At 70.3% G+C, this 13,674-nt stretch carries 16 protein-coding genes and 5 tRNA genes; 5 read left to right on the top strand and 16 right to left on the bottom strand.

The window, feature by feature from the left end; genetic code table 11:
• Window positions 1-25: 25 nt before the first annotated feature.
• On the top strand, window positions 26-526 hold the full coding sequence (locus ACQUSR_RS08610) for a DUF3515 domain-containing protein (RefSeq protein ID WP_431041963.1): 501 nt from the start codon (window positions 26-28) through the stop codon (window positions 524-526).
• A gap of 77 nt (window positions 527-603) precedes the next feature.
• On the opposite strand, the gene ACQUSR_RS08615 is transcribed toward ACQUSR_RS08610, so the two are convergent.
• Genes ACQUSR_RS08615 through ACQUSR_RS08625 form a run of 3 tightly spaced genes read right to left on the bottom strand, consistent with a single transcriptional unit; the run spans window position 604 to window position 3,540 of the window.
• Window positions 604-1,749, bottom strand: a complete 1,146-nt coding sequence (locus ACQUSR_RS08615; protein WP_431041964.1) for a D-alanine--D-alanine ligase family protein — start codon at window positions 1,747-1,749, stop codon at window positions 604-606.
• A gap of 58 nt (window positions 1,750-1,807) precedes the next feature.
• Complete coding sequence (locus ACQUSR_RS08620) at window positions 1,808-2,809, bottom strand: NAD(P)H-dependent glycerol-3-phosphate dehydrogenase (protein WP_431041965.1); 1,002 nt, start codon at window positions 2,807-2,809, stop codon at window positions 1,808-1,810.
• Complete coding sequence (locus ACQUSR_RS08625) at window positions 2,806-3,540, bottom strand: lysophospholipid acyltransferase family protein (protein WP_431041966.1); 735 nt, start codon at window positions 3,538-3,540, stop codon at window positions 2,806-2,808. The genes ACQUSR_RS08620 and ACQUSR_RS08625 overlap by 4 nt, the downstream gene beginning before the upstream one ends.
• 182 nt (window positions 3,541-3,722) lie before the next feature.
• On the opposite strand from ACQUSR_RS08625, the gene cofC reads away from it, so the two are divergent.
• Both cofC and ACQUSR_RS08635 read left to right on the top strand, forming a co-directional pair.
• Window positions 3,723-4,379: a 2-phospho-L-lactate guanylyltransferase gene (gene cofC, locus ACQUSR_RS08630; RefSeq protein ID WP_431041967.1), complete on the top strand. Its 657-nt coding sequence runs from the start codon at window positions 3,723-3,725 to the stop codon at window positions 4,377-4,379.
• A gap of 75 nt (window positions 4,380-4,454) precedes the next feature.
• Window positions 4,455-4,658 carry a hypothetical protein gene (locus tag ACQUSR_RS08635; RefSeq protein WP_431041968.1) on the top strand — a complete coding sequence of 68 codons (204 nt, stop codon included), beginning with the start codon at window positions 4,455-4,457 and terminating at the stop codon, window positions 4,656-4,658.
• Window positions 4,659-4,743: 85 nt separating this feature from the next.
• Here ACQUSR_RS08635 and ACQUSR_RS08640 read toward each other — a convergent pair whose 3' ends face one another.
• The 4 genes from ACQUSR_RS08640 to leuC all read right to left on the bottom strand — a co-directional run bounded on the left by ACQUSR_RS08640 (window position 4,744) and on the right by leuC (window position 7,864).
• Window positions 4,744-5,334 (bottom strand): HU family DNA-binding protein, encoded by a 591-nt coding sequence (locus ACQUSR_RS08640; RefSeq protein WP_431041969.1) that lies wholly within the window; start codon window positions 5,332-5,334, stop codon window positions 4,744-4,746.
• Between the two features lie 125 nt (window positions 5,335-5,459).
• Window positions 5,460-5,705 carry a hypothetical protein gene (locus tag ACQUSR_RS08645; RefSeq protein ID WP_431041970.1) on the bottom strand — a complete coding sequence of 82 codons (246 nt, stop codon included), beginning with the start codon at window positions 5,703-5,705 and terminating at the stop codon, window positions 5,460-5,462.
• Between the two features lie 126 nt (window positions 5,706-5,831).
• Window positions 5,832-6,425 (bottom strand): 3-isopropylmalate dehydratase small subunit, encoded by a 594-nt coding sequence (gene leuD, locus ACQUSR_RS08650; protein WP_431041971.1) that lies wholly within the window; start codon window positions 6,423-6,425, stop codon window positions 5,832-5,834.
• 5 nt (window positions 6,426-6,430) lie between these two features.
• Window positions 6,431-7,864 carry a 3-isopropylmalate dehydratase large subunit gene (leuC, locus tag ACQUSR_RS08655; RefSeq protein ID WP_431041972.1) on the bottom strand — a complete coding sequence of 478 codons (1,434 nt, stop codon included), beginning with the start codon at window positions 7,862-7,864 and terminating at the stop codon, window positions 6,431-6,433.
• A 139-nt stretch (window positions 7,865-8,003) separates the two neighbouring features.
• Here leuC and ndgR point away from each other — a divergent pair, with 139 nt between their 5' ends.
• The gene (ndgR, locus tag ACQUSR_RS08660) at window positions 8,004-8,720 is read left to right on the top strand and encodes an IclR family transcriptional regulator NdgR (RefSeq protein ID WP_431041973.1); all 717 of its coding nucleotides are present in this window, start codon (window positions 8,004-8,006) and stop codon (window positions 8,718-8,720) included.
• Window positions 8,721-8,802: 82 nt separating this feature from the next.
• Here the strand turns inward: ndgR and ACQUSR_RS08665 are convergent, their stop codons facing one another.
• Window positions 8,803-9,285, bottom strand: a complete 483-nt coding sequence (locus tag ACQUSR_RS08665) for a DUF4188 domain-containing protein (RefSeq protein WP_431041974.1) — start codon at window positions 9,283-9,285, stop codon at window positions 8,803-8,805.
• A gap of 84 nt (window positions 9,286-9,369) precedes the next feature.
• Between ACQUSR_RS08665 and ACQUSR_RS08670 the strand changes: the two genes are divergently transcribed.
• Window positions 9,370-10,014, top strand: coding sequence for a MerR family transcriptional regulator (locus ACQUSR_RS08670; protein WP_431041975.1), 645 nt, complete (start codon window positions 9,370-9,372; stop codon window positions 10,012-10,014).
• 46 nt (window positions 10,015-10,060) lie between these two features.
• Here ACQUSR_RS08670 and ACQUSR_RS08675 read toward each other — a convergent pair.
• The 8 genes from ACQUSR_RS08675 to ACQUSR_RS08710 all read right to left on the bottom strand — a co-directional run bounded on the left by ACQUSR_RS08675 (window position 10,061) and on the right by ACQUSR_RS08710 (window position 13,254).
• Window positions 10,061-10,133: transfer RNA gene (locus ACQUSR_RS08675), tRNA-Glu, on the bottom strand.
• A 21-nt stretch (window positions 10,134-10,154) separates the two neighbouring features.
• Window positions 10,155-10,226, bottom strand: a tRNA-Gln gene (locus tag ACQUSR_RS08680).
• 16 nt (window positions 10,227-10,242) lie between these two features.
• A tRNA-Glu gene (locus tag ACQUSR_RS08685) sits at window positions 10,243-10,315 on the bottom strand.
• 35 nt (window positions 10,316-10,350) lie between these two features.
• Window positions 10,351-10,423: transfer RNA gene (locus ACQUSR_RS08690), tRNA-Glu, on the bottom strand.
• 42 nt (window positions 10,424-10,465) lie between these two features.
• A tRNA-Gln gene (locus tag ACQUSR_RS08695) sits at window positions 10,466-10,537 on the bottom strand.
• Window positions 10,538-10,669: 132 nt separating this feature from the next.
• Window positions 10,670-12,178 carry a glutamate--tRNA ligase gene (gene gltX, locus ACQUSR_RS08700; RefSeq protein ID WP_431041976.1) on the bottom strand — a complete coding sequence of 503 codons (1,509 nt, stop codon included), beginning with the start codon at window positions 12,176-12,178 and terminating at the stop codon, window positions 10,670-10,672.
• Window positions 12,171-12,953 carry a fumarylacetoacetate hydrolase family protein gene (locus tag ACQUSR_RS08705; protein WP_431041977.1) on the bottom strand — a complete coding sequence of 261 codons (783 nt, stop codon included), beginning with the start codon at window positions 12,951-12,953 and terminating at the stop codon, window positions 12,171-12,173. The genes gltX and ACQUSR_RS08705 overlap by 8 nt, the downstream gene beginning before the upstream one ends.
• Before the next feature lie 121 nt (window positions 12,954-13,074).
• Window positions 13,075-13,254 (bottom strand): hypothetical protein, encoded by a 180-nt coding sequence (locus ACQUSR_RS08710; RefSeq protein ID WP_431041978.1) that lies wholly within the window; start codon window positions 13,252-13,254, stop codon window positions 13,075-13,077.
• Window positions 13,255-13,674 lie beyond the last annotated feature (420 nt).

Below are 13,674 nucleotides of genomic sequence, written 5' to 3' on the forward strand. Positions count from 1 at the left end.
CTCCGGCTCCTCGTATGCTCGCCCGGTGAAGTGCGCACCCCGCCGATCGATCCTCCTGTCCACCACCGTGCTGCTGCTGGCAGCGGTCGGCGGCTGCGCGTCGGGCGGCGAGTCCGACAGTGCCGCGGCACCCCCGGTTCCCACGCCGTCCGGGCCCGCGGTCGGCATGTGCCGGTCATTGCACAAGGAGCTGCCGCGCCGCGTGGAAGGCCTTGAGCGACGTGCCGTCGCCCCGGCGTCCGACTTCACGGCGGCGTGGGGCGATCCCGCCGTGCAGCTGCGCTGCGGAGTGCCCGCACCTGACGTGCTCACGCCCGGCGACCCAGACTACAACCCGCACCCCGACTCCGCCGAGCTCAACGGCGTCGAGTGGGTGTTTGAGAAGCAGGACGACGGCTACCGCTTCACGACCGCCCTGCGCAAGGCGTATGTCGAGGTGCGCGTGCCGGGGAAGTACGCCCCCGAGCTCAACGTGCTCATCGACCTCGCGGACGCCATCAAGAAGACGATCCCGTTCGGCATCTGAGCCCGGGAGCCCGGGCGGACGGCCGGGACCGGCCGCCGCCCGGCGGCCGGTCGCCCCTGGCGGGGCCCGCCGGTCGTTCAGCGCAGTCCGGTGGAGCGGCGCAGCGCGGCCTGGAGCAGGCGGTCCACCAGCTCCGGGTAGCTGACGCCGCTCTCCTGCCACATCCGCGGGTACATGGAGATGGGCGTGAAGCCGGGCATCGTGTTGATCTCGTTGATCACGAACTCGCCGCTGTCGAGCAGGAAGAAGTCCGCGCGCACCAGCCCCTCGCAGGACACCGCCTCGAAGGCCCGCACCGCGAGCTCCTGGACGCGCGCGGTCTGCTCCTCGGTGAGCGGCGCGGGCACCATCCCGCTGGCCGAGTCGATGTACTTCGCCTCGAAGTCGTAGAAGTCGTGGGCGGTGACCGGCGGGATCTCGGCCGGGACGCTGGCACGCGGCCCGTCCTCGAACTCCAGCACCCCGCACTCGATCTCGCGGCCGCGCAGCAGCGACTCCACGATGATCTTCGGGTCGTGGCTCCGGGCCTCCTCGACGGCCTCGTCAAGACCGGCCAGGTCGTCGACCTTGGTGATGCCGAAGGAGGAACCGGCGCGGGCGGGCTTGACGAAGACCGGCCAGCCGTGGTCGGCGGCGAAGTCCACGATCTTCTTGCGGGCGGCGGCCGGGTCGCGGTCCCACTCGTGCGGCCGGATCACCTCGTACGGGCCGACCGGCAGCCCGAAGGAGGTGAACACCCGCTTCATGTACTCCTTGTCCATGCCGACGGCGGACGCCAGCACACCGGAGCCGACGTAGGGCACGCCGGAGAGCTCCAGCAGGCCCTGGAGGGTGCCGTCCTCGCCGTACGGGCCGTGCAGCATCGGGAAGACGACGTCCACGTCGCCCAGCGCCTTGGGCACGTTCCCCGGCTCGGTGTAGACGACCTCACGGCTGCCCGGGTCGACCGGCAGCAGGACGGAGCCGTCGGCCGACTCCGCGAGATCTTCGACGCTCGGCAGCCTGCGGTCGGCGATGGCCATCCGCTCGGGGTCGGCGGAGGTCAGCGCCCACCGGCCGTCGGCGGTGATGCCGATCGGCAGCACGTCGTACTTGGTCCGGTCGATGGCGCGCAGCACGGCACCCGCGGTGACCACGGAGATGGCGTGCTCGGAGCTGCGGCCGCCGAAGACGACGGCGACACGCGGCTTGCCAGTGCTGGGGGTGGAGGTCTCGCTGCTCATATCGCGATTGAGGTTACCTTGCGGTCGCTTCGGCGTCAGTGACGCTGGGGCTGGGGCGTCAGTGACGCTCGGACTTGGCGCTGCGCGACATCAGTTCCTTGAGCGCGACCAGCGGCGGCTTGCCCTCGTGGACGATCTCCACCACGGTCTCGGTGATCGGCATGTCGACGTCGTGGCGCCGGGCCAGATCCAGCACGGACTGGCAGGACTTGACGCCCTCGGCGGTCTGCCGGGTGACCGCGATGGTCTCCTCCAGCGTCATGCCGCGGCCGAGGTTGGTGCCGAAGGTGTGGTTGCGGGAGAGCGGCGAGGAGCAGGTGGCGACCAGGTCGCCCATGCCCGCCAGGCCCGCGAAGGTGCGCGCGTCGGCGCCCATCGCCAGCCCGAGCCGGGTGGTCTCGGCCAGGCCCCGGGTGATCAGGGACGCCTTGGCGTTGTCGCCGAGCCCCATGCCGTCGGCGATCCCGACGGCCAGTGCGATGACGTTCTTGACCGCGCCGCCGAGCTCGCAGCCCACCACGTCGGTGTTGGTGTACGGGCGGAAGTACGGGGTGTGGCATGCGGCCTGGAGACGCCGGGCCACGCCCTCGTCACGGCAGGCGACGACGGCGGCCGCGGGCTGCCGCGCGACGATCTCCTTGGCGAGGTTGGGGCCGGTCAGCACCGCGACCCGGTCCGGGGAGACCTTGGCGACCTCCTCGACGACCTCGCTCATGCGCTTGGCGGTGCCGAGTTCGATGCCCTTCATCAGGGAGACGAGCACGGTGTCGGCGGGCAGCAGCGGCGCCCACGCGGCGAGGTTCTCGCGGAGCGTCTGGGAGGGGATGGCGAGGACGGCGAACTCGGCACCGTCCGCCGCCTCGGCGGGGTCGGTGGTGGCCCGCACCGACCGGGGCAGCTCCACGCCCGGAAAGTAGTCGGGGTTGGTGCGTCCGGTGTTGATCGCCTCGACGAGGCCGGCGCGGCGGCCCCACATCGTCACCTCGCAGCCGGCGTCGGCGAGCACCATCGCGAAGGCGGTGCCCCAGGATCCGGTGCCGTAGACCGCGCAGCGGGTCACTTGCCTGCCTCCTCGGCCCCGCGGGCCTTCTTGTGGTCGTACGGCCGCGCGGGCGCGGGTTCGCCGCGCAGTTCGGCGAGCTGTTCGGTGATCGCGGCCATGATGGTGTCGGTGGCGGCTCGCAGCACCTCGGCGGTCGGCTCCTGCCCGTAGAACTCGGACAGGTCCACCGGCGGTCCGGCCTGCACCCGCAGGGTCTTGCGCGGGAAGAGCCGCAGCTTCTTGTGCTTGGCGTACGGCGGCATCGCCTCGTTGGCGCCCCACTGGGCGACCGGGATCACCGGGGCCTTGGTGAGCAGCGCGACGCGCGCCGCGCCGGTCTTGCCGCGCATCGGCCACATGTCCGGGTCGCGGGTGAGGGTTCCCTCGGGGTAGAACGCCACGCACTCGCCGTTGTTGATGGCGTCGACGGCGGCCCGGAAGGCGTTGGCCGCGTCGGTGGACTCACGGTAGACCGGGATCTGCTTCAGACCGCGCAGGAAGGTTCCGACAAAGCTGCCCTTGAAGAGCCCCGCTTTGGCGAGGAAGCGCGGGACCCGCCCGGTGTTGTACTGATAGTGCGCGTACGAGAGCGGGTCGAGATACGAGTTGTGATTGATCGCGGTGATAAATCCGCCCTCAGCCGGAATGTGCTCCATTCCGCGCCAGTCCCGCTTGAACAGAACCACCAGCGGTGGTTTTACCAGGACCGCCGCCGTGCGGTACCAGATGCCGATTCTGCGGCCGGACACTCGGAACACCTCTCTCGGACCCTGCTGACCTGCTGCCTTGCTGCCGTCCGGGCAGCCGCACAAGTGTCGCCCCAGGTACCCGGTCTGTCGAGGACACCGTAACCCCGCGGGTTGCGGGCGTAAGTGCCGGGCGGGTGCGGCGGCGGGTGAGAATGTGCGTCGTGGGACGAAAGGGAACGCGTGTGGCATGGACCGTGGTGGTGCCGCTGAAGCCCTTGTCACGGGCGAAGAGCAGGCTCGCCGCCACCGTGCCGGACGCGCGGCGCCCGGCGCTCGCACTCGCATTCGCGCAGGACACGGTGGCCGCGGCGCTGGCATGCGAGAGCGTACGGGGTGTGGTGGTCGTCACGGATGATCCGTGCGCCGGGCGTGCGCTGCGCGTCCTGGGCGCGCACGTGGTGCCGGACGCACCGGGCTTGAACGCGGCCCTGGCCCACGGGGCGCGCATGGTCCGTACGCAGCTGCCGGGGGCGGCCGTGGCGGCGCTCAACGCCGATCTGCCCGCGCTGCGGACCGAGGAGCTGGGCCGGGTGCTGGACGCCGCGGCCGCCGGGCCGCGGGCCTTCCTCGCCGACGCGGCGGGCATCGGCACCACGCTGCTGGCGGCCGCGGCCGGAGTGGAGCTGGCCCCGGCGTTCGGGGGCCCGTCCCGCGCCCGGCACCGGGCCTCGGGGGCGTGGGAGATCGAACTGCCGGACGTGGCCAGCGTGCGGCAGGACGTGGACACGGGCGAGGATCTGCGGGCGGCGCTGTGCCTGGGCGTGGGCCCGCACACGACGGCCCTCCTGGTGGAGGCGCCCGGCTGCCCGCCTCCACCGGCGTACGTCGCCCCCGGCTGACGTCCGGGTACGGCCCGCGGGGCGCGAGGGGCACCCCTACGGGCGGCCCACGCGGTGCGGGCTACGCTGCTGGACATGCAGGCAACCGCGTTCACGTACGACCCCGAGACCCGCGCCGGCAGCGTGCTGCTGGACGACGGCACCCCGCTCCCCTTCGACGCGGCGGCGTTCGACGCGGGCGGCCTGCGCATGCTGCGCCCCGGGCAGCGGGTGCGGATCGAGGTCGCGGGCGAGGAGGCGGACCGCCGGGTCGTCTTCATCACCCTGCAGACGTTCTGAGCGGCCCCCGGAAGGCCACCGAACACACCGCGGGCCGGACTCCCGAGGGAGTCCGGCCCGGCGCGTGAGGTGCCGTCGACCGCGGTTACTTCTTCCGGGCCGTGGCCTTCTTGGCGGTGGTCTTGCGGGTGGTGGCCTTCTTCGCCGGGGCCTTCTTCGCCACGGCCTTCTTGGCGGTCGCCGCCTTCTTCGCGACCGCCGCCTTCTTCGCCGGCGCCGCCTTCTTCGCCGCGGCCTTCGCGGGCGCCGCCTTCTTCGCGACCGCCTTCTTCACCGCCGCCTTCTTCGCGGGCGCCGCCTTCTTCGCGACCGCCTTCTTGGCCGCGGCCTTCTTCGCGGCGGCCTGGAGGCTGCCCTTGGGCGCCTTCTTCACGGCGACCTCGCCACCCTTGGGCAGCTTCTTCGAGCCGCTCACCAGGTCCTTGAAGCCCTGCCCGGCGCGGAAGCGGGGCACCGAGGTCTTCTTGACCCGGACCCGCTCACCCGTCTGCGGGTTGCGGGCGTAACGAGCCGGACGGTCGACCTTCTCGAACGAGCCGAAACCGGTGACCGAAACCCGATCCCCCGCGACGACCGCGCGGACGATGGCGTCCAGGACCGCGTCGACTGCTTCGGCGGCGTTCTGCCGACCGCCGAGCTTGTCGGCAATCGCTTCTACGAGCTGCGCCTTGTTCACGTCTTCCCCTTCGGAGACATAGCCGGAACGAATGTGTTCAAGCTTTTTCGCACGTTAGGCAGATATATACCGCAAATCAAACACGAAACGGGCTAATCACCCTTGTGCCGCAACGAACTCGACCGTCACGGACTTCCGTCGCTGTCGGGGTCTTCGGGGAGACGACCCGCGTCGAGGTCATCCATCAACCGGTCCAGACGCCGCGCCGCGTCCGCGAGATCGTGCTTCGCCGCAGCCGTGATGACCAGCAGCTTCCGGGACAGCGCCATCCGTACGCCCTCCGGGACTTGCAGTGCGCGCACCCTTGCGTGCGCTTCCTTCAGCCGGTCGGCGACGACCCCGTAGAGCTTGAGTTGGGCGTCGCGTTCCATGCGCTGATTGTGCCATCTGCGGCGAGTTGTCGCCTCATGGGGCCTCAACACGCCGATGCGCCGCCGGTCGGTGGACCGGCGACGCATCGTGTCAAACGCGCTCTGCGCAGGGAGAACCGGGGGTGCTCAGACCCCAACCGTGCTGGGCTTGAAGGCGGGTCGGCGGGCCTCGTAGGCGGCGATGTCGGCCTCCTGCCTGAGGGTCAGGCTGATGTCGTCCAACCCTTCCAGCAGCCTCCATCGGGCGTTCTCGTCAAGGTCGAAATCAGCCGTGATCCCCTCGGCTCGAACCTGGCGGTCGACGAGGTCGACGGTGACCTCGGCGGTCGGGTCGGCCTCGACCAGCTCCCACAGCCGGTCCACGGTCTCCTGCGGCAGCACGACGGTCAGCAGACCGTTCTTGAGCGAGTTCCCCCGGAAGATATCGGCGAAGCGCGCGGAGATGACGGCCTTGAAGCCGTAGTTCTGCAGCGCCCACACCGCGTGCTCGCGCGAGGAGCCGGTGCCGAAGTCGGGCCCGGCGACCAGGACGGTCGCGCCCTGGTGCGCGCTCTGGTTCAGCACGAAGTCCGGGTTCTTGCGCCACGCCTCGAACAGACCGTCCTCGAAGCCGTCGCGGGTGACCTTCTTGAGCCAGTGCGCGGGGATGATCTGGTCGGTGTCGACGTTGCTGCGCCGCAGCGGTACGGCCCGGCCGGTGTGCGTGGTGAAAGCTTCCATCGTGTTCAGACTCCGGCGGGCGTGGGGACGGCAGAGGGGTTGGGCAGATCGGCGGGCGAGGCCAGGTGGCCGAGGACCGCGGTGGCGGCGGCGACCTGCGGCGAGACCAGATGGGTCCGGCCGCCCTTGCCCTGCCGGCCTTCGAAGTTGCGGTTGGAGGTGGACGCCGACCGCTCGCCGGGCGCCAGCTGGTCGGGGTTCATGCCCAGGCACATCGAGCAGCCCGCGTGCCGCCACTCGGCGCCGGCCGCGGTGAACACCTTGTCCAGCCCCTCCTCGACGGCCTGGAGCGCGACCCGTACCGAGCCGGGTACGACCAGCATCCGCACCCCGTCGGCGACGGAACGGCCCCGCAGCACCTCGGCGGCGGAGCGCAGGTCCTCGATCCGGCCATTGGTGCACGAGCCCACGAAGACCGTGTCCACACCGATCTCCCGCAGCGGTTGACCCGCCGTCAGGCCCATGTATTCCAGGGCCTTCTCGGCGGCGTGCCGCTCACTGGGGTCAGCGTACGAGTCGGGGTCGGGGACCGACGCCGACAGCGGGGCGCCCTGCCCGGGGTTGGTGCCCCAGGTGACGAACGGCGACAGCGCGGCGGCGTCGATGACGACCTCGTGGTCGAAGACGGCGTCGTCGTCGGTGCGCAGGGTGCGCCAGTACTCGACGGCCGCGTCCCAGTCGGCGCCTTCGGGGGCGTGCGGGCGGCCCTTGAGATAGGCGAAGGTGGTCTCGTCGGGGGCGATCATGCCCGCCCGCGCGCCCGCCTCGATGGACATGTTGCACACGGTCATCCGGGCTTCCATCGACAGCTTCTCGATGGCGGACCCGCGGTACTCGATGACGTAGCCCTGGCCGCCGCCGGTGCCGATCTTCGCGATGATCGCCAGGATCAGGTCCTTGGCCGTGACGCCCTCGGGCAGCTCGCCCTCGACGGTGATCGCCATGGTCCTGAACGGCGCCAGCGGGAGCGTCTGGGTGGCCAGCACGTGCTCGACCTGGCTGGTGCCGATGCCGAACGCCAGCGCGCCGAAGGCGCCGTGCGTGGAGGTGTGGCTGTCGCCGCAGACCACGGTGGTGCCCGGCTGGGTCAGGCCCAGCTGCGGCCCCACCACGTGGACGACACCCTGCTCTACGTCACCGAGCGGATGCAGACGGACACCGAACTCAGCGCAGTTCCTGCGCAGCGTCTCCAACTGGGCCCGCGAGACGGGGTCCGCGATGGGCTTGTCGATGTCGAGGGTCGGGGTGTTGTGGTCCTCGGTCGCGATGGTGAGGTCGGTGCGCCGCACCGGCCGCCCGGCCTTGCGGAGGCCGTCGAAAGCCTGCGGGCTGGTCACCTCGTGCAGCAGGTGCAGATCGATGAAGAGCAGGTCGGGCTCGCCTTCGGCGCGCCGGACGACATGGTCGTCCCAGACCTTCTCCGCGAGTGTCCGTCCCATCGCTTTCCCTCCGGCCGGCAACGTCGCCGGCCCAACTCGTGTGGACTGCGCGCCCTGGTCCCGGGCCGCAATTACAGAGTGGCGGTTCCACCGGAAAATTGAACTTGCGTTTCACAGTGTGAGACGCAAGTATCGTTGCATGGACAACTCTAGCGGCGTCGGCGTTCTCGACAAGGCAGCACTGGTGCTGAGCGCTCTGGAGTCCGGTCCGGCCACCCTCGCGGGGCTGGTCGGGGCCACCGGACTCGCGCGCCCCACGGCGCACCGGCTCGCGGTCGCGCTCGAACACCACCGGATGGTGGCGCGCGACATGCAGGGCCGCTTCATACTCGGCCCGCGGCTGGCGGAACTGGCCGCGGCGGCCGGCGAGGACCGGCTGCTCGCCACGGCCGGCCCCGTACTCACACACCTGCGCGACGTGACCGGGGAGAGCGCCCAGCTCTACCGGCGCCAGGGCGACATGCGCATCTGCGTGGCGGCGGCCGAGCGGCTGTCCGGACTGCGGGACACCGTGCCCGTCGGCTCCACGCTGCCGATGAAGGCCGGCTCGGCGGCGCAGGTGCTCATGGCCTGGGAGGAGCCGGAGCGGCTGCACCGCGGCCTGCAGGGCGCCCGTTTCACGGCCACGGCCCTGTCGGGCGTACGGCGGCGGGGCTGGGCCCAGTCGATCGGCGAGCGGGAGCCGGGCGTGGCATCGGTCTCCGCGCCCGTACGCGGCCCGTCCAACCGCGTGGTCGCCGCGGTCTCGGTCTCCGGGCCGATCGAGCGGCTGACCCGCCACCCGGGCCGGATGCACGCCCAGGCGGTCATCGACGCGGCCGGCCGCCTGAGCGAGGCGCTGCGCCGCACCGGGTGACCCTTGACCCCGGATCGGCCGAGGTGACGCGAGGGACGCCGCGAGCGCGCCCCGCGCCCCCGTACGGCCCGTCCGGTGCGGGCTAGCGGGAAAGGCGCTCGGCGGCGCGCTCGCCGCGGCGGCCGACCGGGACGACGCCCGTGGCCTTGCCGAGCCCGAATTCCGGCATGTTGAGGTAGACCGACTCGTGCCCCCCGGCCGGGACCACGTACGTCTCGTGCCAGAAGCCGACCTTGCCCCTCCCGGCCCGCAGCCGGCGGTTGAACGCCGCCCAGGCGGGCCGGTGCTGCCCGTCCTGGTCGGACGCGTACGCCAGCAGCTTCTCGGGGGACTCCCAGTACTGGACGACGTAGATCACCCGCGGCAGCCCCAGCAGCATCTGATAGCCCAGCAGGCCGCTCTCCTTGTCCTGTGAGAGCTCCTTGAGCATCCGCGGCATCGCGGTGAACACCGGCCACCAGCTGCGCAGCGCGCGGAAGTTGTTGATGCGCATGCCGACGGTGAAGACGGTGACGTCGCCCTCGGCCGCGGCGGTGTTCCGGCCTTCGAGCACAGTGCTGCCCATGATCCGCACCTTTCGTGGGTAGGTTGGATAGTGCTGCTATCCATGCTTGGATAGTGCCACTGTCCAATGAAAGGCGCAAGAGAGATGCGGCTGGCGGAGTTGAGTGAGCGCAGCGGCGTACCCACCGCGACGATCAAGTACTACCTGCGGGAGCGGCTGCTACCGCCGGGCACCCGGGTCACCGCGACCCAGTCCGAGTACGGCGAGGAGCATCTGCGCCGGCTGCGGCTGGTGCGGGCGCTGATCCAGGTGGGCCGGATGCCGGTCGCCACGGCCCGCGAGGTGCTCGCCGCGACGGACGACGAGACGCTGGACCAGAACACCCGGCTGGGGGCCGCCGTGTGGGCCCTGCCGCACGGCCCGGAGCCGGACGAGGACGATCCGGCGACCGCGGCGGCCCGGCGCCAGGTCGACGCGCTGCTGGAGCGCCTGGAGTGGCACCACTGCCGCCGGTACGGCGCCACGTCCCCGGCCTACGGGATGCTGATCGCCGCCGTGGCCTCGCTGGCCCGGCTCGGCTACCCGCACGAGACCGACCACCTGCTGCTGCACGCCCGCCTCGCGTCCGAACTGTCGGTCGCGGACCTGGACCTGGTGGAGACGTACGAGACGCCTTCGGAGCGGATCGAGGCGGCGGTGGCGCTGACCGTGCTGTACGAACCGGTCTTCCAGAGCCTGCGGCGGCTGGCGCAGACGGAGGAGTCGAACCGGCGCTACGGCCGGGAATGAAACGGGAAAGGCCCTCCACGCGAAGTGGAGGGCCTTTCCTTATGCGTACCCCCGACCGGATTCGAACCGGCGCTACCGCCTTGAGAGGGCGGCGTGCTAGGCCGCTACACAACGGGGGCGTGGATCAGGAAGTGATCCAGCTGGGCTACCAGGACTCGAACCTAGACTAAATGAACCAGAATCACTCGTGCTGCCAATTACACCATAGCCCATGGTGGTTTAGACCAGTACCCCCGACCGGATTCGAACCGGCGCTACCGCCTTGAGAGGGCGGCGTGCTAGGCCGCTACACAACGGGGGCCCTAGCGATCTCGTATACATACGTTCCGAGATCCGTACCCCCGACCGGATTCGAACCGGCGCTACTGCCTTGAGAGGGCAGCGTGCTAGGCCGCTACACAACGGGGGCTTGGTCCTGCTGGGCAGGAAATCTTGCGAAGAAGATTTCCTGCTGGGGTACCAGGACTCGAACCTAGACTAAGTGAACCAGAATCACTCGTGCTGCCAATTACACCATACCCCACCAAAACGCAACCCCCTGTGGGGTTTTGTTTGGCTGCGCTTCCCGTTCCGGCCTTTCGGCCCGCCCGGGCGGCGCAGGAAGAACATTACCCGATGGTGGACGGGCCACCAAAACGGGTAACCGCTGGCCGCGTCAGGAGCCGGCCAGCTTGGCCAGCGCCGCGTCGATCCGGGCCAGCGTGCGCTCGCGGCCGAGGACCTCCAGGGACTCGAACAGCGGCAGGCCCACCGTGCGGCCGGTGACGGCGACACGGACCGGGGCCTGTGCCTTGCCGAGCTTGAGGCCGTGCTCCTCTCCGGCGGCCAGGACGGCCTCCTTGAGGGACTCCGCGCTCGACCAGTCCGCCGCCTCCAGCTTGGCGCGGGCGGTGGTCAGCAGAGCGGCCGGGTCGCCCTTCATGGCCTTGTTCCACGACGCCTCGTCCTCGACCGGCTCCTTGCGGAACAGGAAGTCGACGTTGGCCGTGATGTCCGAGAGGACGGTCAGGCGGGTCTGGGCGTGCGGGGCGATGGCCTCCCACGCGGCCTGGTCGAAGTCCTCCGGGGCCCAGTTGGCGTGCGGGGCCCGCAGCCAGGGCTCGCAGGCCTCGATGAACGCCTTCACATCCAGCATGCGGATGTGGTCGGCGTTGATCGCCTCGGCCTTCTTCAGGTCGAAGCGGGCCGGGTTGGCGTTCACGTCCGCGATGTCGAACTTCTCGACCAGCTCGGCGACCGTGAAGATGTCCCGGTCCGCGGAGAACGACCAGCCGAGCAGCGACAGGTAGTTGAGCAGGCCCTCGGGGAGGAACCCGCGCTCGCGGTAGAGGTTGAGCGAGGCCTGCGGGTCGCGCTTGGAGAGCTTCTTGTTGCCCTCGCCCATCACGTACGGGAGGTGGCCGAACTCCGGGACCCGCTTCGCCACGCCCAGCTCGATCAGCGCCCGGTAGAGCGCGATCTGGCGCGGGGTCGAGGAGAGCAGGTCCTCGCCGCGCAGGACATGGGTGATCTCCATCAGGGCGTCGTCGATCGGGTTGACGAGCGTGTAGAGCGGCGCGCCGCTGGCGCGGATGATGCCGTAGTCCGAGACGTTCTCCGGCGTGACGGTCACCTCGCCGCGGACCAGGTCCGTGAAGGTGATCGCCTCGTCGGGCATCCGGAAGCGGACGATCGCGGGCCGGCCCTCGGCCTCGTACACGGCCGCCTGCTCGGCGCTCAGGGTGCGGCACTGGCCGTCGTACCCCGAGGGCTTCCCGGCGGCGCGGGCGGCCTCGCGGCGGGCGTCGAGCTCCTCGGAGGTGCAGTAGCAGCGGTAGGCGTAACCGCCGTCCAGGAGCCTGGCCGCGATGTCCTTGTAGATGTCCATGCGCTGCGACTGGCGGTACGGGGCGTGCGGGCCCCCGACCTCCGGGCCCTCGTCCCAGTCGAAGCCCAGCCAGCGGAACGAGTCCAGGAGCTGGTTGTAGGACTCCTCGGAGTCGCGGGCCGCGTCGGTGTCCTCGATGCGGAAGACCAGGGTGCCGCCGGTGTGGCGGGCGTACGCCCAGTTGAACAGGGCGGTGCGGACCAGACCCACGTGCGGGTTGCCGGTCGGTGAGGGACAGAAACGTACGCGAGGGGGTACCCCCGAAGCCGAGAGCTTGGGGGAGGGTCCGTTAGCCACGCTTGATCACCTTGTTGGTGAGAGTGCCGATGCCTTCGATGGTGACGGCGACCTCGTCGCCGACGACCAGGGGTCCGACGCCCGCCGGGGTGCCGGTGAGGACGACGTCGCCGGGAAGCAGCGTCATCGCCTCGGTGATGTGCACGATCAGGTCCTCGACCGAGCGCACCATGTCGCTCGTACGGCCCAGCTGGCGCTGCTGGCCGTTGACGGTGCACATGATGCCGAGGTTGTGCGGGTCGAGGTCGGTCTCCACCCAGGGGCCCAGCGGGCAGGAGGTGTCGAAGCCCTTGGCCCGGGCCCACTGCTGCTCGCGGCGCTGCACGTCGCGAGCGGTGACGTCGTTGGCGCAGGTGTAGCCGAGGATCACGTCCTTGACGCGCTCGCGCGGCACTTCCCGGCACATCCGGCCGATGACCACGGCCAGCTCGGCCTCGTGGTGCACCTCTTGGGAGAACGAGGGGTACGCGATGGGGTCGCCGGGGCCGATCACCGAGGTGGCCGGCTTGAAGAAGGCGACGGGGACGTCGGGGACGTCGTTGCCCAGCTCGGCGGCGTGCTCGGCGTAGTTCCGGCCGATCGCGACGATCTTGTTGGGCAGGACCGGCGAGAGCAGCCGGACCTTGTCCAGCGGGATCTTCGTGCCCGAGCGTTCGAAATCGCCGTAGGGAATGCCCTTGATGATGTCGATGACGGGGCCGCCTTGGGTGTCGGCGTCCCCTTCGACGACGCCGTAGCCGACGGTGCCGTCCAGGGAGAATCTGGCGATGCGCACGGGAAGCTCGCGCCCTTCACTGAGCTGACAGGAGACTGATGCCTGAAGGCTATCGCTCCCCTTGACAGCGCGCGCCCGCCTGTGGATGGGCGTGCCCCCCGCGGCACTCGCAGGGGCGGTGTCAGGCGGTGGGCGCCGTCATCAGGACCGTGCGCCTGGGGTTGGCGGTCGCGGTGGGGAGGTCGACGGGGTGCTCCGGCTGCTCGGACACGGCCACCTGCAGTTCGTCGGCGTCCTTCAGGTGCGCCAGCGTGGTGCGCCGCGGGTTGGCTATGGTGCGGAACATCATCGTCGTCTTCACGTGCGTCGACTCCCGGTGCGTCTTGTCATTTCGGCTGCTTCTGTCAAGCGCCAGGCTAGACGCGCCCATGCCCACCAATCGGGGCAAGAAGTCGCGATCACCATGTGATTTTGCTCACGAGCACACGGTCAAATGCCTCAAAAGGGAAACTCAACCCTCGCATCCGAAACGGACATTACGTAACGGAACCCGACGTTCCGCTCTCGACCATGACTACCGGGACACCGGGTGCCCACACGGATTTCGCCTGCATAAGTCCGTTATCACCGATGCGGCTTTCTACGTCCCGTAATGCAACCCCCACGCAGGGTTAACCGTCTCACTACGTGACACGACGCCCTTGTTGGAGCCTCCGGCCCTGTGCTGGAATTCCTCGAACCGCCGTAAGAATCAGCCGGCGCGCAGGGGGCGCAGCACGAC

The organism is Streptomyces sp. P1-3, assembly GCF_050613155.1.
Taxonomy (GTDB): domain Bacteria; phylum Actinomycetota; class Actinomycetes; order Streptomycetales; family Streptomycetaceae; genus Streptomyces.